This window comes from Pelagicoccus albus (genome assembly GCF_014230145.1).
Taxonomy (GTDB): domain Bacteria; phylum Verrucomicrobiota; class Verrucomicrobiia; order Opitutales; family Opitutaceae; genus Pelagicoccus; species Pelagicoccus albus.
Map to the genome: position 1 here is coordinate 577,180 of NZ_JACHVC010000013.1, position 20,997 is coordinate 598,176.

A 20,997-nucleotide genomic window follows, 5' to 3' on the forward strand; every position below is an offset into this window, starting at 1 on the left:
CTCAGCTAGTCCGCGGCACCAGTCGTACAGGCATTTTCTGTAGATAGGTTGTATCGCGACGCCCGACCTTGGGCCGATCCAAAGGCTTGGGAAGTCCTTCCAAATCATAACGCTTCAGGAGCTGAGCCACCAGCAGCGGTCCTTGCAGCAAACCGAGGTTCTTCCCAATGCAGAGGTGGGCTCCCCCGCCAAAAAATCCGTGGGTGCGAGCTACGAATTTCTTCAAGCCGCCCTCTTCTTCCCAAAATCTGGTTTCGTCGAATTTAAATGGATCCGCGTAATGCTCCTCTAAAAACTGGCCAAGGATCATGGGGTGAAAAACCGGCGTATCCGCCGGAATTTCATAACCTTCAAACTCGAAGGATTCCATTGGATACAGGAAGCTAGCCGTTGTCGCCACAACTTGGGGACGCACGCGTTGGCTTTCCAAAACAATGGCCTTCATCACGGGCAATTGGGAAAAGGCCCGCAAATCCTCGCCATCCCATTCATCGATTTCCGCCCGAACTTTCTCCAGCAAGCCGGGTTGGTGAATGATATCGGATAAGAGGGTGATAATGAAATTGGCGATATTATCGATCCCCGCCACCGTGAGCATATATACATCGTCCTTCAGAGCTTCGAGATCGATTTCGGAATCGAGCCCCCGTCGATTTTCGATCACCGCCGTGAGGCAATCGGCTGGAGCATCTGTCGCTTCGAGGCGGGCTTTGCCAATTCCTTTAAAAAGTTCCATGGCTTCGTCGTGGATCGCCACGTACTCAGGCCGGGCGTAGTACTGGTGCCGAGCCTCACCCAAGGCGATGCCGTGGATAAACTGAAATTGCCACTCCGCCGCCCGATCAATCTGCTCGTTTGAAACAGGCTCTTGCACGAAAGAGCGGAAGCGAAAACGGCAAAGGTGGTTCAACCAACAACGCATGAAATCGACCGATTCCCGCCGGGACCACTCCTCCATGGTAGCTAGGAAATACTGGTTCAAAGCAGGGAGAAACCGCATGACCATCTCCATCGAAAACATTGGCTGTAGGATCTTCCGCTTTTTCTGGTGGGCCGGTCCCGCAAGCGAGTCGAGATGGTCATCGGCGATCTGCTCTTTGAAAGCGATGTTGGAGCGAGCGTAATCCCACATGTGCGAGGTCCGCCAAATCTTATGGTTCACTTCCAAGCCTCCCATGAACAACGCATCGGTACCCCCCAACCGGATACGGCATAGGGCTCCATGTCGTCGATAGATCCGCAGGTAGAGTCCGATTGGGTCCTCGAGCAATTCGGGTAACACGTCTTCGTCGTCGGCGGAGAACTGTGGGATTTCGGATAAGGGCAAACTCACGGAGGCCATCTGAGCAAAGCACATACCATTCTGCATGAGGAACTTGGCCGGAGCTGGATTCGGCATAGTCGTTGCTGAGAATGAATTCGCTATGGCCCTTGTTAAGCTCCTCATCCGATTCCTAATGCCGCTCGTGGTGACGCCTCTTTCGCTCTTATCCACTCCCTATTTGGAAGTCACTTTAACCGGCACTAAAGGAGGCCCCAATGTCTACAAAGGCCTCGCAGGAGCAGGAACTCTCGTAACCTACGCAGACCCAGATTCCGAACAAGATCCGCTCCGCCTACAATTCGACGTGGGACGCAGCACTGCCCTGCGACTTTCGGAAATCGATGTAACCGTCGATCAAATACAGGCCATTTTCATCACGCACACCCACAACGACCATGTCGACGGCCTCGCCAATTTCATGCAGCTTCGTTGGCATTATTTTTCCGACCTTCCCAAAATCGACTTCATCTGTAGCGCCGATGTCATCGGTTCCAAAGGATTCACCACTAGTGGAACCCAGCTCGCCCATCACATAGCCGACCCTTACCTCGCCTCAGGGGAAATCAAGCAGCGGCATTCAGAACGTCCTTTCACGCCAGCCGGCGGCCCCGCCGAGCTCTTCAATATCATACCGGTAGATCGTCCTTTTGAGCCCACGATCGTTTGGCAAAAGGGTGATGTCACCGTGTCCGCCATCGCCTCCACCCATACGCCCGACCACTTGTCCTTCCGCGTTGATACGCCAGCTGGCAGCGTGGTGATAGGCGGGGACGCATCGAATGATGTTCGAAAGCCTCCTCGCGATACATCCACCTCGGCCGCTGTGGAAAGGCTCTCGCAAGGAGCTGACATCCTGGTCCATTCCTCCACTCATCCGAACATGGGACCCGAAGCAGGAGGTGGCATGCCGGCTCCTATCTTTTATCGTCAAAGTACCGTCGACGATTTGGGCGCCATGGCAGAGCGAGCGGGAATTCGCTACTTCATGATGACTCACCTCACTCCACCCCTGGGACAAGTGGACCGCAAAGATCGCTGGCACATTCCCGGAGCCCCTTTAGACGAATCCGACTACGAAGCCGCAGCAAGAGAAGGCGGTTTCACTGGCACGGTGATAGTCGGCCCCGACCTGAGCTCCATCCGCATCCCGGAAGAAAACTGATTCGTTGTGTAATCTCTTCATGGATACTCAAACGGGCATCTCTCCGGATATTTGTGGCAGCATAGGGTTAGCACTACCGCGATTGCCAAGAAATATTAACGCCCTAGCCCGGCGGCATCGTATTTCTTCTTTGCTTCCAAAAGCGTTTCCACCACGGGCAAAGGCAGCGAGCGGGCGGGGCCCGGGATCGCTTTGTACGGTTTCGGAATGACCATTTCCTCGTCTATCGATCTCATCCATCGCAGGCGATCGAGATCAAGTTCCGCGACCACGAAACCTTCCCCTTCCCGCTGAGCCAAAACGCCTTCCGGACCAAACACGGAACAGATCCCATCTTCCTTTCCAAAGAGATTGATACTGGCCGCAGTGAAAGCCGTATTTTCAATGGCGCGGGCGTGGACCAAGGTCCGCCATGACTCGGTAAGTTCGTAAATCAAGGCTCCTACCGGATAAACGATCAGTTCAGCTCCCTCTAGGGCCAGGGTGCGACCGACTTCCGGAAACCAAGCCTCCCAACAGATGGCCAAACCGATTTTCAGTCCCCCACAATCAACAACGGCGATCCCTTCGCCTGGCGACCAAGGCTCTCCACAAGCCGGAATCCGTTTACGGTAGTAGCCAACAATATCTCCTTTCGGCGAGGCGATTCGCAGGGTGTTGAAGAGCTTCCCTTCCTCTTCTTCCGCAGCACCAAAAACGACCCAAGCCTGACCCGCTTTCGCTGCATCGCACATCGCCCTGATGGTATCATCGAGCGTGAAACAATCCGCTTCGGGTGTGAATGGTCCTGGATACAGCTCTGGAAACACGACGTACTCCGCTCCCGCGGTAACGGCTTTATTGACCCATTCTACCGCATTGTCGAGCTGGGCGCTTTCCGGCGGAGTCGAGGCGTCGAAATGCGCTGCGAACACACGGGACCAGCTGCGGATGAGATTTCGGGGATGAATCAAGGCTACTTTTTTCGTGGGCATGAGGCGACCCTTAGCGAGGAACATGCCAAAATCTCCAAGCCTCTCAAAAGCTACTTCGATGGTACGCTTTTAGCTCTAGGCCGGACATGCTTACATCCCGCCGCTTTCGCCTAAGCCTGCTCCGACTTCCCCTCTCCTTTTGCTCTCTACTCATTTCGCTCCTGCTCAGCGCCTGCGGTGGCGGCGACGATGAAATGGATTCAGATCCCGAACCCACCCAAACTGCAGCCATTATCCTCCCCGGAGCGATCAGCGATCAGGGCTGGAATCAGATGGGATATCTCGGACTGGAAAAGATTGGAAAGGAAACGGGGGCCGAGATCCGATTCGCGGAAAACGTGCCCGCAGCGAACTGGGATCGCGTGGCGCGTAGCTTCGCCGAGGAAGGCGTCGACGTTTTGATTTTGCATGGCCTCGAATTCACTGAGATCGCCGAGAAATATGCTCCCCAGTTTCCGGATACGCATTTCATTGTGAACAATTCGATCCGCCCTCTAGACGACAAGAACCTAACCTCGATCGAGATCCGAACCTGGGAAGCTTCCTTCCTAGCGGGAATTCTCGCGGGCCAAATGACGGAAAGCGGAATTTGTGGAGCGGTGGGCGGAAATGATTATCCGCTATTTATTGCCCAAGCAGAAGGTTATCGATTGGGCGCTCGCTCGGCGAATCCTGAAGCGAAAACGCAAATCGTATTCACTGGTTCCAACTTCGATACCATCAAAGCCAAGGAAGCCGCCCAAGCTCAAATCGAGAGCGGAGCCGATATAATCTGGCAGCTCGCCAACAGTGCAGGTCTCGGCGTCATCGAAGCCTGCCGTGAAGCGGGAGTAGATGTATTCGGCTGGGGAATTGACCAACGGCACGTCGCGCCAGAAGTCGTTATCACCACTCAAAAGGTCGACGTGGGAGCCGCTTGCGCCGAAGTCGGAATCCAGATTTTGCAAGGTACTTTCGAAGGAGGTTCCGTGTCTTTCGGAGTGGAATCAGAAGCAGCCGGATTGGGTGAGTATCGCGAAGATGTTCCGCAAGAATATCGGGATGTCGTCGAAAAGTGGAGACAAGCCATCGCGGATGGATTGATCGAAATCCCTCTCATGAAAACGCGGGACGCTTCTGAAGGACTCGAGCCACTCAGCCTTCCATGAACGACGAGCAACCGCTACTCAGAACGCGGGACTTGACCAAGATCTATCCGGGAGTCGTAGCCAACGAAGCGGTCGACCTAGAGATTTGGTCGGGAAAGATCCATTCCATCATTGGCGAAAATGGAGCGGGCAAATCCACCTTGGTGAGCATCCTGTACGGAGCCACACGGCCCGATAGAGGGGAACTGTTTTGGCTCGGAGAAAAAGTGGAAGCGGGCCACACGAAACGTTTTCGAGAACTGGGTATCAGTTTCGTTCCTCAGCACGTAACTTTGGTCGAACCATTTACGGTTTGGGAAAATATCGTACTCGGCGAGAGCCGGCCCCTTTGGTCTGCGCCAAAGAGCGGGAAGGACCTTCGCCAGCGTGCGGAACAGCTCAATGACGCCTACAGGCTTGAACTTAATATGGAGGAAATCGTTTCCGAGATGGCACTCGGCAAACGACAAAACGTAGCCCTTCTAAAAGCGCTCCTTTCCAAGCCAAAACTTCTTATCCTCGACGAACCGACCGCTATATTGACCCCCGAAGAAGTGCAGCGGCTATTTGGCATTTTACGCAAACTCGCTCAAGACGGTGCCGCAGTTATTCTCATTGCTCACAAGCTGGCTGAGGTCCTGGAGCTCAGCGATCAGATTACCGTGCTGCGTAAAGGCCAGAAGGTCGGTGAACGGAAAGCTTCAGATACAAACGCTAGCGAACTCGCAGCCCTAATGACCGGCGAATCAACGGCCAGCTCGCAAAGAACGTTTTCCCAATCTGCCACAACAGACCAAGCCAAAACGAGCTCTCGTCCCTATGTCTGGCTAGATAGTGTGAGCATAGCTTCCGCGGATTCCAGAACGCCCTCTCCGCTTGAAGACGTATCCATGAAAGTGTTCCCCGGTGAAATATTCGGAATCGCGGGCATCGATGGCAACGGGCAGCGAGAACTTTTCGAATTGATTACGGGAGACCGATGGCCAGCTACCGGAATGTTTGAAGTTCTCAATCACGACCGGCTGCCGGAACTGACTATCGAACAGCGTAACTCATTGGGATTACGGCGAGTGAGCGAGGACCGTCATCACGAGGGACTCGCTCTGGATCTTCCCATACTGGACAATCTTGTGCTTCAATACGCGGGTCAGAATCCCTTGAGCCGGAAAGGTTGGCTCAAGCGTGGGCATTGGAAAGAGATTGGCGAAAAGGCGAAAGCCAGCTTCTCTATTGCGGCCAACGATCTCTTGCGAAACGTTCGAACACTCTCCGGCGGAAATCAGCAAAAGGTGGTATTGGCCCGTGAACTACAAACACCTGCCAAACTCCTCGTAGTCGCCCAACCTACTCGCGGCCTGGATTTCGTTTCGGCTGACTTCGTCCACCAGCAGCTTGTCAAAGCGGCCGAAACCGGAACCGCCGTCGTGCTAATATCGGGAGACTTGGATGAGCTGCTTGCCTTGTCTCACCAAATAGGCGTGCTGCATCGTGGCAAATGGATGGGATCGGTTCCCAACGGCGTCAACGCTCGGGAAACCGTGGGTCAACTCATGGCGGGATACGCCCTGCAAGCGGAAGGAGCAACGCTTTGAAGAGCCTACCGCTTTTCGCAACTCTCGGATCCATCCTGCTAGCGGTTTTGGTTGGAGCTCTCCTGCTTGGACTCAGCGGTTTCGACCCATGGGGCAGCTATCTGAAACTGTTCGAAGGGGCAACAGGTTTAGACTTCTCAGGTCGAGGATCGTTTTTCCGAATCCCCTCTCGTCTAGGTTCAACCCTGAACGAATGCGCCCCCCTTCTTCTCGCGGCACTGGCGGTAGCCACGCCTTGGCGGCTAGGTTGGGTCAATCTAGGCGGCGAAGGACAAATGATCATGGGGGCCGCAGCGGCGACTATGGTCGCCCTCAGTTTCAGCGAAGTTGCTAGCCCGGGCATCCTTGTATTCGCGCTCCTCGCCGCCGCCATCGCCGGAGCGCTTTGGTCTTTGCTCGCCGCTTGGACACGTATCCATCGAGGCATGAACGAAATCATCGTTACCATAATGCTTAACTTCATAGCTTTTTGGTTTGTAGCTTGGCTCGTTCACGGTCCGATGCGGGATACCGAAAGCGGCATGGGCCACCCTTGGAGCCCGCCGGTTCCACTGGAGTCGCAGCTACCCATTCTAGGTGGAGATATACGTTTCCACTCCGGGCTGATAATCGCCCCTGTGCTGGCGATTCTCATTTGGATATTACAAACCTATCGCGTATCCGGATTTCAGGAACAAGTAACCGGACGGGCTCGTCCCACCGCTCTGTTTGCGGGCTTCCCGGTTCGAAAGCTTGAATACAGAGCCATGGCGATCGGCGGAGCCTGTGCAGGACTTGGAGGGGCCTGCGCCTTGCTGGGAGTTCAATTTAGGTTAAGCGAGGAAGTCGCCACAGGCTACGGGTTTACTGGCTTAACCATTGCATTAGCCGCCAGATCCCATCCGCTAGCCATCATTCCTTGCGCCTTGTTTTTCGCTACCCTCCGCACCGGAGCTGAATACATGGAGTTTAGCGCCGGAATCCCTCAGACTCTCGCTGTTATCATTCAAGCCTTAGTCCTCTTCTTTTTGCTCTTAGCTTTGGCTCCGCAATGGAAAAAGTGGTGGCAACAACACAAGACGAGGCAGGCGTCTCTCCGCAAAAAGGCCATTGTCGAAGGAGGAGCCAATGTTTGATAGCGCCTTGGTATTAGGCGGTCTCCTCATCTCCGCAGAATTTTGGCAGGCTGCGATTCGTAGTGCCGCTCCCATAACAATTGCAGCGACAGGAGAAGCGGTCACAGAGAGGACTGGAGTGCTCAACATTGGCATCGAAGGGATGATGCTGATGAGCGCTTTTGCCGCGGTTTGGGGTTCAGGTCTAACGGGAAGCGCTTTCGGAGGGCTCGCCCTAGCGGCCCTGTGCGGCTTGGCGATAAGCGCTGTACATACTGTGGTCGTTCTGGCTCTCAGAGCAGACCAAATCCTAAGCGGGGTCGCCCTAAACCTCGCTGCATTAGGTACGTCGACCTACCTCTCTCGTCTGGTTATTGGCGACAACCCAGAGCCCGTCTCCGCCTTCGAGAGCATGGAGATTCCTTTGCTTAGCAAGATACCCTTTTTCGGAACCTTGCTTTTTGAATACAACGTGCTGATCTATTTGTTGTACGCATTAACAGCCTTCACCGGCTGGTTTCTTTTCCGTTCACATCTCGGTCTACGTCTTCGCGCCGTAGGTGAGAATCCGCAAGCGGTCGCAAATGCGGGCTTCTCTGTCACTCGCCTCCGAGCAAGCGCCATACTCTTCGGCGGACTTATGGCGGGACTCGCCGGGGGTGCCTACTCACTCGGAAATGTCCGCTTCTTCACCGAGAATATGACCGCAGGAGTCGGCTTTGTAGCCCTTGCCCTAGTAATCGTTGCCCGCTGGAATCCGTGGTGGCTCATACCAGTGGGGTTGATATTCGGAGGAGGCCAAGCCCTAGCTCTCAGGGGCCAAACGGTAGATTTGGCGATTCCCTTCGAATGGCTGATCGTTATGCCCTACATTTTGACCCTGGTGGTCTACTTCTTCGTGAGCGGAAAGAAATCCAGCGCTCCGTTTATGTTGGGCCAAAAACTTGACTAGATTTCCTATGACACTTTCTAACGACCTTCTAAGCAAACTCACCGATGCAGTCGGTAGTGATAATCTAATCACCGACGAGTCGAGTCTCCTAAAGCTATCTCGCGACTACTCATGGTACTCGCCCTTCCTAAAGGAGTCCCTTGCGAGCAAAGCGGCCGATGCGGTGGTCAAGGTTTCCTCGGAAAGCCAACTTGAGCAAGTTGTGGCAGATTGCGCAGCCGCTAAAGTTCCTGTGACTCTTCGTGGCGCCGCCACCGGAAACTATGGCCAATGCACACCGTTCGAAGGTGGCGTTCTTATCGATATAAACGGTATGAAAGAGATCCTCGGTTTCGGTGATGATTGGGTCGAAGCACAAGCAGGCGTTCGCATGCAAACCTTAGAAAATGCAGCGAGAGAAAAAGGTCTCGAACTACGTTCCTATCCTTCCACATGGGTGAAGTCTACATTGAGCGGTTTTATCGGAGGCGGATCGGGAGGCATCGGATCGGTAACCTGGGGCAGGCTGCACGAAGCGGGTACCATAAAAGCCGTGGAGTTCCTTTCACTAGAAAATCCGCCCCGAAAATTTCGTCTCGAAGAAGAGGATACGTGCAAGGTTTATCACACCTATGGCACAAACGGAATCGTGACCCGCATCACTCTGCGACTGGCCCCGAAAGCCGATTGGCGACAGATCATGGTAGTGAGCGAGGATTGGTGGAAGCTAATGGAGTTCGCAGTGGAAATCTCATCGGACAAGAGCTGGAGGAAACGTCTTGTCAGCATCCACGAATGGCCCATCCCGTCCTACTTCAAAGGACTGAAAAAATGGATACGCCCCGATGCACATCTCGTCTTTTTCGAGATTGAAGAATCTCAAGCAGAGAGCTTCAAGAGCTACGTTGCCGAAAAAGGACTGGAAGTACAGCACGACATCGCCCCACACGAGCCTCGCAAGGCTCCCATGTACTCAGACTTCACTTACAATCATACGACGCTATGGGCTTTGAAGTTTGACCCAAGCTACTCCTACATGGGCAACCGATTTGATACGGCAAACTACCGCCAGCAGATGAGCGCGATCAAAGAAGCCTTTCCCGACGAGGTTTGGTGGCACCTCGAGGTTTTGCGGGACTACACCAACGATTGTCCCATCTTCGCCGGTCTCACTATTTTTAAGTACACAACGAAAGAGCGCTTCAACGAGATGCGAGCGTTTATGGAAGCTCAAGGGGTCGGAACAAGCGGGGCACACACACCATTCTTGGACGAGGGACTACATTCCCACGGCCTCGAAGCCAAATTCGCGATCAAGGATCTCGTCGACCCTCAAGGACTGCTTAATCCAGGAAAAATAAAGAACTACAACCCAGGCAGCTACGAGCCTTGGACGCCAAGCGAGAGTATCTAGCGAAAACAAGCATGGGCTCTGGACTTTCATTGGAAAACACCTCCCGCGAACTCGCGGACTCACAATCAGAGACTGCGATTCTGGTCTTTGGTGGAGCGGAGCAATGCGGGCCTTGTCTCCCCTGCTGTATCGACTCTTTGTTAGCAGACTTCCTAGCAGATCGCTACGCCGAATCACTGCATGCCTTCCGGACTCCAGTTTTTCCCTACAACACGTCTCAAGAGCATGGCAACCTAGCGGGGACCTTGTCCCTACCCGCGTCATTGATGCAAACAATCACGGAACATCTGGTATGTCAGCTCTCCCAGCAGGGATACCGGCGGTTCATCTTGCTCAGCCCGCATGGCGGTTCTCATTGGGAATCCAGTGCCATCAAAGAGATCAATGCCGCCAATCCAAACATTACCTTAATCTCGGCAAAAGACGGGGCCGCAGACAGTATTCCTGAAGCGCGGCTAGCGGCCGGACTTACGGAAGGCGAAGGCCTGCATGGCGGACTTCTACCACTTTGCTCAACTGCCTTCTTCCACCCTGACCTTGTGAAAGCGGGGAGCTTCGGGTCCCTTCATCCCGAGCAAAACGAAGCGGCTTTCAACTACGGGCTACTGCGGGCTTTCAGCGAGGATGGTTGCTGGGGGGATCCGATTGAAGTGAAAGCCGAACAAATTTCTGAATACGCGGAAAAAGGAAAATTGCTTTGGACAACGTTTGCGGAGGCTCAAGCCAACCGACTCGACACCATACTAAACCGAGTCGACTCCCTTCGCCAACAGCTCGCCTCAAAAGCTTAGTAGCCTACGCCCAAAGGAAGCTGCTATCCTCCCGGACCGTAACGTTGCCGCCAAGGAACTAGCCGCTGGTCGATAGACTTCGCGAGGCGGAGAAGAGCTCGATCTGATCCTCTCGGGCCAAGGAGAGACAAGCCAACCGTTGCCCCTTGAATTTCGATGGCAGGGATACTGATTTGCGGCAGCCCAGCTAAAGAAGCTCCGCCAACCATGCTAACACAACGGCTCCGGAAACGGTTTAAGTCTCCCAACTCGCCTCCTTTCAAGGGCGCTAGATCAGGGGTCGTCGGAAGCAGAAAAGCCCCATGACTACCAAGGGCATCGTTGAAGTGCGCAGCAATATCAGCTCGGTCTTCAGTGGCCTTTTGGAACGCCAGAGCATCGACCTTGCCCGCTTCTCTCAGTCGATCTGCTAGTCCGGGAGCTAAAGTTCGCTCTTTCGCCTCCAGCCATTCGCGATGCGTATTCCAAAGCTGCCGGCTCATCAAAGGCCAATAGGTATTTAGATAGTGTTCACCATTCCGGTTGAAGAACTTGCCGCGACCGGAAACTTCCAACCACCGGAAGAGCTCGGTAAACGCCTCTGCAACCTTCGGCTCCACCCAATCCAGAACATCTTCCGCAACGAGCAATTCATCCAGTTCACTAAACGGGTCGCCAGGACTCAGAATCACATCGCCAACCACCTGCAGGAGATCCACCGAACGAGTGAACCACCCCGCCGTATCGAAGTAATCGCACTGCGGGAAACAGCGGTTCATATTCACGTATCCATGAGATGGGCGCATACCGTAGATCCCACAAAAGGAAGCCGGCACGCGAACGCTGCCACCTGTATCGGTACCAATGGAAAAATCAACGGCTCCGCCCGCTACCGCAGCCACCGAGCCGCTAGAAGAGCCTCCCGGGACGCGTTCGGGACTGCGACTATTTAGAGGCGTTCCGTAATGGATGTTCTCTCCAAACATGCCGCACGCGAAATCGTCCGTTATGGTCTTTCCAAACAGATCAGCTCCCGAATCCAGCAAGTGCGAAACAAGAGGCGCTGTCACGGATGCGGGAGCTTGCTCTGCTAGCCAGTCCGGGTTGCCGGCAGAAGTTCGATATCCCGCTACGTCAAACAGATCTTTGACCACGAAGCTCAAACCCTTGAGCGGGCCGCTGCCCGAACCTTGCAGCTGAAAGTCACCTTCTGGAACCAAAGCCCCCAGCTCACGGAGCCTGGTCGAGATTCTTTCAGATTCATGCATCGGCTCTAAATCCTATCGATAAAAGCATTTTGAATACACGGGGCATAGGAGGTCGCCTAGCAGACGCCATTCCAAGGTTCTGCTAATTTTTCTACGTCCAGTCCAAATGGAACGGGAACTGCAACTCGCGATGAGCCTTCCTCTCCTCAGATCGCTCTTTCCATGGCAGAAAAAGATCCCAACTACCCAGCCGCTTCGCAAATCCTCTATCCTCTAGAAGCCAAGCCTCCTATCCACACTGCCGCCTTGGTGGGCTTGCAACACGTCCTCGCGATGTTTGTGGGTGTAATCGCCCCACCTCTCATTTTGGCGGGCATCGTTGGCTACAGCAAAGAGGAATCCGCCTATCTGCTGAGCATGGGACTGATCGGGTCCGCCATCGGTACCATAATACAAATCAAGCGTCGCGGTCCCTTCGGCTCGGGTATGCTTTGCGTCACGGGAACGAGCTTCGCCTTCATTCCCATTCTCGCCGAGACCGGCAAAGCGGGTGGAATTCCTCTGATGATCGGAATGTCACTGGCAGCTGCACCCATGCAAATGCTCTTTGCCCCCATCCTTCCGCGGCTTAGGAATTTCTTCTCGCCCATCGTAACAGGCACCTTCCTGATCCTCATCGGATTCTCGCTAGTACCTGCCGCCTTCACATACATTATTAGAGGCTTCGGTACGGAGGCTCCAGTTTGGGCTCCTCATCTCATGGCGGGGATCACCATTGTAATCGTCATCATTTGCAACGGACTGGGAAGGCCCTTTCTTCGTCTTACCTCAATCGTTCTTTCGCTAGGAATCGGTTATGCGACTTGCGCCATCTTCGGTTGGGTTCAGGCGCCACCCCCTTCCACAGGCTGGGTGATAATTCCAGTGCCCTTCCACTTTGGTTTGGAATTCAATTGGGCCTACCTCCTCCCTTTTGCTCTTATGTACGTCTTTTCAGGCGTTGAGACAGTGGGAGACCTCACTGCGACTTCCGAATTTTCGGGAGAACCGACAACGGGCAACGTATTCTGGAATCGTATACAAGGCGGCGTGCTCGCAGACGGACTGAATTCGGTCATCGCCGGAATTCTGAACAGTTTTCCAAACACTTCCTTTTCCCAAAACAACGGAGTCATCCAACTCACTGGAGTCGCCTCGCGACGCATCGGCTACTACGTCTCTGGTTTCATGCTTATTTTGGGCATCTTTCCTCCGATCGGACGTTGGATTTCAATCACCCCTCCCCCCGTTCTCGGTGGCCTCACACTGATTCTTTTCAGTTTTATCCTCGTGGCCGGGATCCGAGTCACCACTGCCCGACATCCACTCGACCAGCGAAGCGTCCTCGTTTTAGCGGTCGCCTTGGGAACAGGAGTGGGCCTTCAGATGAAACCTGAGATTTTGGACGTATTCCCCGATTGGGTCCGACTGGTCTTTGGCACCCCTTTTGTTACCGGCGGCTTAGTGGCATTGATTCTTAATGGGCTGCTCCCCAACAGGATCAAAGAAAAGGCTTAGTCGATTCGGAAAGCACGAGCACGCAATAGAGAGTCCACATAGCAATGGATCGTTATCGTATCGATCTGTTCGATACTTGCTACAAGTAACATGGGCTCAGGAAACTCACCCAAAAGCGATGCCATTCTGGCCATCTGGAAAGGTTCATGTGAAGTATGATTATTTTTCATTTTTCACCGCAGCTTAATGTCACGTCCTTGGCACGTTGCCTGCTCAAGGCCGAGTTATTGATCCAACAACAACAAACGGTTCCTAAAAAGATCTCACACTATGAATGACCCGCTATATAAATACTTGTGCATTAGCTCCGTTTTCCTGGCAGCTGGAGCCCTACATGCCCAAGACTCCGAAGTTGAAGAACTCGAGGAAGTCTCCTTTGAAGAGGAGGTTTCCGACCCTCTCGGAATCTTGCCGACTCGGCCTGTTGATTCCGTTTTTGGTTATGCCAAATCACAGCTAGAAATCCCACGTTCCGTTGATATCGTCGAAGGCGATATCCTCGAGTCCTACGGCATCGACTCAGTGGGCCGTATCGCCGCGGTTGCATCTGGCGCATACACGAACAATCAGTTCGGCATCGAGGGTAACGTCGACGTGCGTAACGTGGAAGCGGAGAACTACTTCCGCGGGTTCAAGAAGCTGAAGAATCGCGGTAATTTCCGTACTCCGATCGGAGCAGCAGACCGTTTCGAACTCATCAAGGGCATTCCTCCCGTCCAATACGGAGCGGGCTCCGTTGGCGGTATCCTCAACTACTTCCCAAGAACCGCTCGTGGCGACAACACCAAGTACCAGACAGACGCCACTGGAAAGTACACCGTAACTGTGGGAACTTATGATAAGTTCCAAGTTACGGCTGAAACAGGTATCCCTTACAAGCTAGGCGACAAAGCGGGTGGCGCGTATTTCTATCTCGAATACGAAGATTCAGGAAGCTTCTATGATTACCTAGGTAATGAAGACACCATCTTCCAGGCCAACATCGTTCAGGATCTCACCGACACCATCACCCTGGAAACCGGCTTCATGTACGCAGACCTCAGCCAGATCCAAAATCCAGGCTGGAACCGCGTGACTCAAGACCTGATCGACAACAAGACTTACATCACTGGAGACTTGTCTATTACAAACCTTGACCGAGATGGAAGCGGCCGCCTCGAGCCAGACGAAGTCGACGCCGGAAATGGTTTCGCTCAGTTCACAAACCGTATCCCGGGCTTGTCCGCCGATGCTGACGGCAACCTTACTGTAGGTGGCCTTCTTCTCGACGACTGGGTAGCAGCCAATACGATCGATTCCGAAACCGGTCTTTCCATTGCGACTCTCGACATCACCGGTACGACGCAACTAAGCAACAGTGTCGGTTTCACGGAACCCGAGGACTACGGCTATGGCGAAAACTTGACCGCCTTCTTCGACCTGAAGGGTAATCCCGGAGGTAACCTGACTTGGAAGTATCAATTTTTCTATGACGCCTACGAAACCGCTCGTAATACCACTTACGGTTTCAACAACGACTACGATTCCGCGGTATGGGAAAACAAGCTCACTTTCGTCTACGATATGGATGAAAAGGAGAACTTCGACGCAACCTTCGTATTCGGAGGCACCTTCCGTCACTTGGATACGTACATGCTCGCGGACTTCCTAACTGAGCCCTTCAACTACCGCGACCTATCGCAACCGGTTACCGCTAACACACGTATCGCTATCGCGACGATTCCAGGTGGTGACAAGACTGCCATTCCAGACTACTTCGACCGTTCGGTTAACATCTACGACAATATCATCGATACCGTTTACGATGACCTCGGAGCATTCGTCACCGGCGATTTCACATTCGCCGACAGCATTCTCCTAAACGTAGGTGCGAGCATCCACGAAATCGATATCGAGTCTACCAACTACGGCTTCCTTAACCGCGTCAACGTTCTCGCCGGTACGCCAGGAGCGGAGGCGAGCGATTCGTATTCAGCGGTCAATGCCAGCTTGAGCTACCGCACAGGCATGGGACTGATTCCTTACTTCACATTTGCGAAGTCGACCTTCATCAACGACGGACAAGCTTCCGAAGTTGATGTGGGAACCATTTCCGCTGGTAGCTACTTGCAAGATTCGGACTTGATGGAGCTTGGTGTCAAAGGAAGCTTCCTCGACGATTCCCTCACTATTAGCGTCGCGGCGTACGAGCAAAACCGTACCGAGTACAACTCGCAGTTGGCCGCTAACATCGACGAGAACACCAAGGGTGTCGAATTCAGCGCTCGTTGGGCAGCCAGCGACAATCTCTTCGCTACCTTCGCGCTGAACACTTCAAAGACTACTCGTCCGTCGGCAACCAGCCTCCTTGGTACCGGCATTCCTCTCATCGCGGACCGCATGGGCATCACGATCGAGGAAGCCTTCGCCGCTTATGGGGGTCTTCGTTTCAACTCCTTCGGAGGTCCTCTCGTGGAGGAATTTTCAGGATCAGGAGCGGAAGAACCAGGTCGTCCCGACCACAACTACTCGCTCTACGTGTCATACCTATCCGACTACGGTTTGAGCATAACTACCGGTCTCGAATATACAGCTGAGGTTGAAGCTGGTTGGACAGGCTACATCACACTCCCAGAATACTATTTGGTTAACATGTCTGTTGGATACGAGTTTACCGACAATTTCTCGGTTCGTCTCAACGTGGATAACCTCTTCGACAACCTCGACTGGTACAAGAGCCAGAACCTCTTCTTCGATACTTTGGTTCTAGCCGGTTCCGGACGTGAAGCCGCACTGACCGCGACTTATAAATTCTAATTACGTGCAATAATTAAATCAGCGCCTCTCCACCCGGAGAGGCGTTTTTTTGTGCCCACATTTCAACTCCTCCTTTCGGCAATACGTTCGGCATAAAACGTGCAAGCCCCTCCTCCCAATGATTAGAAAACCGATACCCGCCGCAATTGCTCTGGTCGCCATCGGGCTCTTGGCTGGATGCGGCCAAAACCCAGATTCACCCGAAGAAAACAAGGGAAAGAACGCGGCCTTTTTGGTAGAACCCCAATACCCCTCGATCGAAGATGCGTTAGTCGACGTTAAGGAAGTCCTAAAGCCAACGACCTATCTCAACAACGATTTCACCGGGAAATCCTTCGATCCTGTACCAGCTGACGCGCCGCTCGAACCGCTGACGGTCGGCTTGTCATGGATCGCCAACGACCAATTTGCCGCCTACTACATTGCCCAGAGCAAAGGCTACTTTCGCGACGCGGGATTCGAGGTAGAACTCATCCCCGGCGGACCCGGCAAAAACCCGATCGGCTTGCTTGTGGCCGGACAGATTGACTTCGTTTCATCCTCAAATGGAAGCGCTCTTATTCGCCTTCAGCACAGTCGCACCGGAGGAGATGCGATCGCAGTCGGAGCTCTGTTTCGAAAATATCCTTACGCCTGGGTCGGCCTCGATCCGAAAACTCCATCCGATCAAAGATCGGAAAGGAAAATTACAGCGGAAGACTTTCGCGGCCAACGAATTGGAGCGGAACCGGGGTCAGAGTACCTAACCGCTTTCACCCTTGAACAGATGGGCGTTTCGCCAGACGAAGTAGAAATCAAAAGAACCTCTACCGCCATCGAACCACTGCTCGAAGGCGCCTTCGAATTCATGACCTGTTGGATGGATAATATGCCCCGTATGCTGGAAGCTCGCGGCCACAAGAACTGGTTTGTCTGGGAGTTCGCAGAGCATGGTTGGGCTGATTTTGGTAATGTAATTATGACTACACGCTCCACTGTCGAAAACGAACCGGAGAAGATTTCCCGCTATCTCTGGGCCCTTTCGCGAGCGGTCGAGTTCATCATAGAAAATCCGGAAGAGTCGGCCGAGATCGTGAAAGCGGCTATTCCCGAAACGAGTCTGACCTTGGAACTGATCGGCAAACGCCTCGCTTATCAGAGCGATCTTTCCCTCCCCGTCGGTGACGCTCCCATGCTCAGCATCGACCCGGAAACCTGGGAACGTACCGCCGCCATCCTCCTCTACTACGGCGTCATCGAAAAGATGCCTCCCCAACTTCAAACGACGAGCGAATGAAGCAATACCCCACCGCCAAAGCTACCCGGCTGACCATGAAACATCCGGGCGATCTGTCCGCTCTGGATCAGGAAATCATCGAAGGACGAATCAAGTCAGCGGACATCGTCGCCATCATTGGTAAGACCGAGGGGAACGGAGGAGTAAATGACTTTACCCGCGGCTACTTCACTCAGTCCTTGATGTTGCTGCTTTCAAAATACCTCGACGCCACGATCGAGGAACTCGCGGAGAAAATCCCCTGCGTGCTTTCCGGCGGAACCGAAGGTGTACTCAGCCCGCACTACGTCGTCTTGACCCGCTCGCAAACCGAGATACCTCCCGCAAGCGGAGATAAAGCGCTCGCTTTGGGAGTCGCCATGACTCGCCCCATCGAAGCCTGGGAGATTGGAACGGAAACTCATTGGAAGCTCACTTTAGAGGCAGTGAAGAGAGCGATGGAGGACGCGCAGATTTCCAATCCCGACGATGTCTCCTTCGTGCAACTGAAGTGCCCCTGCTTCACCGTAGCCGCCGCAAAACAAGCAGTCGCAGCGGGCAAAAGCCTTTGCTCAGGAGATCCGAATCGGGCCATGGCCCTTTCACGTGTCGCTGGAGCTTGGGGAGTCGCCCTCGCTCTGGGCGAGTTGTCGGAGGATCAACTGTCTGCAGAAGCGATGTTGAGCGACTACAGCCTTTTCTCCAATCGTGCTAGCGTGTCGTCCGGAGTGGAGGTGTCCGCAGTCGAAGTCATTGTGTTGGGGAACAGTCCTGATTGGAGCGGCCACTACCAAATCGATGCCACCTCCATGGTTGACGCGCTCGATCTGGATGCAGTTCTGAAACTCCGGGAGACTAGCAAGGCTCAAACAAGCGAGGTCTGTGGAGTGCTAGTGAAATGCGAACCGGATCGTCGCGGCCAAGTGCGCGGATTTCGCCATACCATGTTGGACGACACCGACATAAACGCCCAACGCCACATACGCGGAGCCTTGGGCGGTTTAGTGGCCAGCGTTTTTGGAGATGGACGGATTTTCGTCTCAGGGGGAGCTGAGCACCAAGGACCGGATGGCGGCGGATTGGTAGCCGTGATTACGAAAAGGCCTTGAGCTTGTGCCACCGTCGGCTCTCAATTCCTCCCAGTGCAAGCCAACGAAATCCCACTTTTAAGCGCCACGGAACTGGCCGCTCTAGTCCGCCAAAAACAAGTTTCCGCCAGCGAAGTCGTTGCCGCCTATCTGCAGCGTATCGAAAAGTTGAATCCTTCGGTCAACGCGTATTGCACCGTCGCCGCAGACCACGCAGTGAGCGCGGCTAAAGAATTGGACAACAAGTCGACGCCCGTCGGCCCCCTCCATGGTGTTCCGGTCGCCATCAAGGATGTCACGCCCACTGCAAAAATCTTAACCACCTACGGTTCCCCCCTCTATCGGAACAACGTCCCGCAGCAAGACGACCTGGTGGTCGCTCGCCTAAAGGCGGCAGGCGCCATAATCCTCGGAAAAACCAACACCTCGGAGTTTGCGGCCGGAGCCCACGCCACCAACCCACTCTTCGGACCAACACGCAATCCGTGGAATACCGAACTCACTGCGGGCGGATCCACAGGTGGCGGTGCAGCCGCTTTGACCGCCCGCTTGTCTCCTCTGGCCGAGGGCTCAGACATGGGCGGATCCCTTCGCATCCCTGCATCGTTTTGCGGAGTGCTTGGTTTGCGACCCACCATTGGCCTCGTTCCAACCGTGGAAAGCGCTTCGCCTTGGGATGTGATTCGCACACAAGGCCCCATGGCCCGCAACGCGAAAGACGTCGCCCTCATGCTGGATTCGATATCTGGATACAGCAGCCACTCGCCCATTTCGGCCAACAAGCCTGCGGCGTCCTTTCTTTCTGTTTTGGACGATTTCGCGGCGGCCCCAAAGCCTATGCGATTCGCTTGGTGTCCGAGCATCAGCGGTCTGGAGGTTGACGCGGAAATCGCCTCGCTCATCGAAGAAAAGGTAAAATCCCTCGCGAAAGCGGGACACATCGTCGAAGAAATCGAGCTGGATCTTAGCGACGGACGAGATGCCTTTTTGGCTCTGCGTGGACAGTTCATGATGAATCATCATCTGGACAAACTGGATAAGTTGGATCAGCTCGGCCCCAACCTACGCGGAAACATAGAGCAAGGCCTTAAGGTTACCTCTCTGGACTTGGCAAAAGCGGAGAAAAAGCGCGGTGAAATCTACGCTCGCGTGCAAGCGATTTGGAAAAACTTCGACCTGCTCCTCACTCCTTGCATGCCGATCGAGCCGTTTCCAGTTGAACAGAATTACCCTGAGACCATTAACGGCAAACCGATGCAGTCATACATCGATTGGGTAGCCCAAACCTTTCTTCTCACGCTACTAAGCGGTCCCGCTGCTTCCGCCCCTGTCGGGCTCACCAAGCGTGGTCTTCCGGTAGGACTTCAAATCGCGGGACCTCGCTGGGAAGACGCTCGCGTATTGGCCGGCGCCCAAATTTTGGAGACAGTCCTGCCAGAGCTTCCCTTGCCGCCGGCAGCCCAGTAAGCGATTCAAACGATTAGGCCGGAGTCACGATCCGTCCTTTTCGAATCACCGTAAGCGGCTCGTGAAAACGCAAGGCCTCGCGGGCAGTGTCTCCCTTGACCAATACGAGGTTCGCTTCATTGCCCTCCTCTATGCCGTAAGCCTTCAGCCCCATGGCTTTAGCCGCTCTGGAGGTAACCATTTCCAAAAGTTTATCCCCTTCCTCGCGGCGGGTTAACATCCACGCGTGGGCAGCCAGAAAAGCGACTTCCAACATATTGTTTCGCCCAAAGGGATAGTAGGCATCAGTCACATCATCCTGCCCCAAGCAAATATCCACACCAGAGGCTTCCAGCTCCCTCGGGTCGGCATGCATGGGCCCTGTGTGCGGATTGCTAACCAATCCAACTCCTGCGTCTCGCATTAACGGATACAATACCTCTTCTTTGTAATCGCTGGGATAGACATTCAGTGCACGACAATGATGAGCCAGACAACGCCCTTGCCAACCGGTTTCGATCGCCTTGCGACACATCATCTCCAGAGTTCGAAGATCAGGTTTTCCGGCATCGTCCAACAACATGGAAACCGGAGCATCGTACTTGAGGGCAAGACGGAATATCTCGTCGACATGCGCTTGCTGGGCAGCACTCCCATCCTCGATCCATGGGATTCCGCCAACCACATCAGCCCCCAGCTGCATCGCTTCTTCCATTAGTGCGGTGGCTTCGGGCTCCCGTACAATTCCATCCTGGGCGAAGGCGACGACTTGCAGCTCGAGTCGGTCAGCAAAGAGTTCCTTGGCTTTGAGTACTGCCTTCAGTCCGGTCAGACCGGCTTTACCATCCACGTCTGCAAAGACGCGCAAAAACAGGTTTCCATAACGCTCGGCCCACTCGAGAGCTCGCGTAATCTGAGGCAACAAGACCTCCTCGCTATAGTGGGCTTTCACCCGAGCGGCGAGATCGATCGCTTCACCGGCGTTCTCCATACCGGGAGCATGATAGGCATCGATAGCCGCGTCATCCACCCAATCGAGAGTGAAGACTTTGCAGAGATGGAAATGCGCGTTTACGAAAGCGGGCAAAACGAGCTGCCCCTTGGCCTCAATCATTTCGGAAGCCTCGCAATTCTCGAGCTTTCCGATGGCTGAGATTTTGCCTGCTTTTATCCCGATATCTGTCGTGCCATCGAAACCTAGTAAGCGTGCTTCTCGTACTAAAAGATCGTATCTATTTTCTAAACACATTCGGAGATTC

Annotated in this window: 16 protein-coding genes; 12 read left to right on the forward strand and 4 right to left on the reverse strand. The window is 54.0% G+C overall.

What is annotated here, in order from left to right; translation table 11 throughout:
• Position 1 precedes the first annotated feature (1 nt).
• A complete protein-coding gene (locus H5P27_RS17720; protein ID WP_185661760.1) occupies positions 2-1,399 on the reverse strand; it encodes a cytochrome P450 in 1,398 nt (465 codons plus the stop codon).
• Here H5P27_RS17720 and H5P27_RS17725 point away from each other — a divergent pair.
• Positions 1,368-2,486: an MBL fold metallo-hydrolase gene (locus H5P27_RS17725; RefSeq protein WP_185661761.1), complete on the forward strand. Its 1,119-nt coding sequence runs from the start codon at positions 1,368-1,370 to the stop codon at positions 2,484-2,486. The genes H5P27_RS17720 and H5P27_RS17725 overlap by 32 nt on opposite strands.
• Positions 2,487-2,581: 95 nt before the next feature.
• Here the strand turns inward: H5P27_RS17725 and H5P27_RS17730 are convergent, their stop codons facing one another.
• Entirely contained in the window at positions 2,582-3,460 is an 879-nt protein-coding gene (locus H5P27_RS17730) for a carbon-nitrogen hydrolase family protein (protein WP_185661762.1), read from the reverse strand.
• 86 nt (positions 3,461-3,546) lie between these two features.
• Here H5P27_RS17730 and H5P27_RS17735 point away from each other — a divergent pair, with 86 nt between their 5' ends.
• Genes H5P27_RS17735 through H5P27_RS17760 form a run of 6 tightly spaced genes read left to right on the forward strand, consistent with a single transcriptional unit; the run spans position 3,547 to position 10,409 of the window.
• The gene (locus H5P27_RS17735; protein WP_185661763.1) at positions 3,547-4,608 is read left to right on the forward strand and encodes a BMP family protein; all 1,062 of its coding nucleotides are present in this window, start codon (positions 3,547-3,549) and stop codon (positions 4,606-4,608) included.
• Positions 4,605-6,179 carry an ABC transporter ATP-binding protein gene (locus H5P27_RS17740; protein WP_185661764.1) on the forward strand — a complete coding sequence of 525 codons (1,575 nt, stop codon included), beginning with the start codon at positions 4,605-4,607 and terminating at the stop codon, positions 6,177-6,179. The genes H5P27_RS17735 and H5P27_RS17740 overlap by 4 nt, the downstream gene beginning before the upstream one ends.
• Complete coding sequence (locus tag H5P27_RS17745; RefSeq protein WP_185661765.1) at positions 6,176-7,294, forward strand: ABC transporter permease; 1,119 nt, start codon at positions 6,176-6,178, stop codon at positions 7,292-7,294. The genes H5P27_RS17740 and H5P27_RS17745 overlap by 4 nt, the downstream gene beginning before the upstream one ends.
• Positions 7,287-8,225, forward strand: a complete 939-nt coding sequence (locus H5P27_RS17750; RefSeq protein ID WP_185661766.1) for an ABC transporter permease — start codon at positions 7,287-7,289, stop codon at positions 8,223-8,225. The genes H5P27_RS17745 and H5P27_RS17750 overlap by 8 nt, the downstream gene beginning before the upstream one ends.
• A gap of 7 nt (positions 8,226-8,232) precedes the next feature.
• Entirely contained in the window at positions 8,233-9,618 is a 1,386-nt protein-coding gene (locus H5P27_RS17755) for an FAD-binding oxidoreductase (protein ID WP_185661767.1), read from the forward strand.
• Positions 9,619-9,629: 11 nt separating this feature from the next.
• A complete protein-coding gene (locus H5P27_RS17760; protein ID WP_221774780.1) occupies positions 9,630-10,409 on the forward strand; it encodes a creatininase family protein in 780 nt (259 codons plus the stop codon).
• Positions 10,410-10,432: 23 nt separating this feature from the next.
• On the opposite strand, the gene H5P27_RS17765 is transcribed toward H5P27_RS17760, so the two are convergent.
• On the reverse strand, positions 10,433-11,656 hold the full coding sequence (locus H5P27_RS17765; protein ID WP_185661769.1) for an amidase: 1,224 nt from the start codon (positions 11,654-11,656) through the stop codon (positions 10,433-10,435).
• 162 nt (positions 11,657-11,818) lie between these two features.
• Here H5P27_RS17765 and H5P27_RS17770 point away from each other — a divergent pair, with 162 nt between their 5' ends.
• The 5 genes from H5P27_RS17770 (at position 11,819) to H5P27_RS17790 (ending at position 19,759) form a co-directional block, all read left to right on the forward strand.
• Positions 11,819-13,153 (forward strand): uracil-xanthine permease family protein, encoded by a 1,335-nt coding sequence (locus tag H5P27_RS17770; RefSeq protein WP_185661770.1) that lies wholly within the window; start codon positions 11,819-11,821, stop codon positions 13,151-13,153.
• Positions 13,154-13,423: 270 nt separating this feature from the next.
• Positions 13,424-15,949 (forward strand): TonB-dependent siderophore receptor, encoded by a 2,526-nt coding sequence (locus H5P27_RS17775; protein WP_185661771.1) that lies wholly within the window; start codon positions 13,424-13,426, stop codon positions 15,947-15,949.
• A 118-nt stretch (positions 15,950-16,067) separates the two neighbouring features.
• Entirely contained in the window at positions 16,068-17,225 is a 1,158-nt protein-coding gene (locus H5P27_RS17780; RefSeq protein WP_185661772.1) for an ABC transporter substrate-binding protein, read from the forward strand.
• Complete coding sequence (gene atzD / locus H5P27_RS17785) at positions 17,222-18,313, forward strand: cyanuric acid amidohydrolase (protein ID WP_185661773.1); 1,092 nt, start codon at positions 17,222-17,224, stop codon at positions 18,311-18,313. The genes H5P27_RS17780 and atzD overlap by 4 nt, the downstream gene beginning before the upstream one ends.
• Before the next feature lie 33 nt (positions 18,314-18,346).
• Positions 18,347-19,759 (forward strand): amidase family protein, encoded by a 1,413-nt coding sequence (locus H5P27_RS17790; RefSeq protein WP_185661774.1) that lies wholly within the window; start codon positions 18,347-18,349, stop codon positions 19,757-19,759.
• 13 nt (positions 19,760-19,772) lie between these two features.
• Here the strand turns inward: H5P27_RS17790 and H5P27_RS17795 are convergent, their stop codons facing one another.
• Entirely contained in the window at positions 19,773-20,987 is a 1,215-nt protein-coding gene (locus H5P27_RS17795; protein WP_185661775.1) for an amidohydrolase family protein, read from the reverse strand.
• Positions 20,988-20,997 lie beyond the last annotated feature (10 nt).

Bases quoted from the DNA above. Each gene is read 5' to 3' on its own strand.
- H5P27_RS17725 (WP_185661761.1), top strand. From the start codon at position 1,368: ATGAGGAACTTGGCCGGAGCTGGATTCGGCATAGTCGTTGCTGAGAAT.
- H5P27_RS17720 (WP_185661760.1), bottom strand. From the start codon at position 1,399: ATGCCGAATCCAGCTCCGGCCAAGTTCCTCATGCAGAATGGTATGTGC.
- H5P27_RS17730 (WP_185661762.1), bottom strand. From the start codon at position 3,460: ATGCCCACGAAAAAAGTAGCCTTGATTCATCCCCGAAATCTCATCCGC.
- H5P27_RS17735 (WP_185661763.1), top strand. From the start codon at position 3,547: ATGCTTACATCCCGCCGCTTTCGCCTAAGCCTGCTCCGACTTCCCCTC.
- H5P27_RS17740 (WP_185661764.1), top strand. From the start codon at position 4,605: ATGAACGACGAGCAACCGCTACTCAGAACGCGGGACTTGACCAAGATC.
- H5P27_RS17750 (WP_185661766.1), top strand. From the start codon at position 7,287: ATGTTTGATAGCGCCTTGGTATTAGGCGGTCTCCTCATCTCCGCAGAA.
- H5P27_RS17755 (WP_185661767.1), top strand. From the start codon at position 8,233: ATGACACTTTCTAACGACCTTCTAAGCAAACTCACCGATGCAGTCGGT.
- H5P27_RS17760 (WP_221774780.1), top strand. From the start codon at position 9,630: ATGGGCTCTGGACTTTCATTGGAAAACACCTCCCGCGAACTCGCGGAC.
- H5P27_RS17765 (WP_185661769.1), bottom strand. From the start codon at position 11,656: ATGCATGAATCTGAAAGAATCTCGACCAGGCTCCGTGAGCTGGGGGCT.
- H5P27_RS17770 (WP_185661770.1), top strand. From the start codon at position 11,819: ATGGCAGAAAAAGATCCCAACTACCCAGCCGCTTCGCAAATCCTCTAT.
- H5P27_RS17775 (WP_185661771.1), top strand. From the start codon at position 13,424: ATGAATGACCCGCTATATAAATACTTGTGCATTAGCTCCGTTTTCCTG.
- H5P27_RS17780 (WP_185661772.1), top strand. From the start codon at position 16,068: ATGATTAGAAAACCGATACCCGCCGCAATTGCTCTGGTCGCCATCGGG.
- atzD (WP_185661773.1), top strand. From the start codon at position 17,222: ATGAAGCAATACCCCACCGCCAAAGCTACCCGGCTGACCATGAAACAT.
- H5P27_RS17795 (WP_185661775.1), bottom strand. From the start codon at position 20,987: ATGTGTTTAGAAAATAGATACGATCTTTTAGTACGAGAAGCACGCTTA.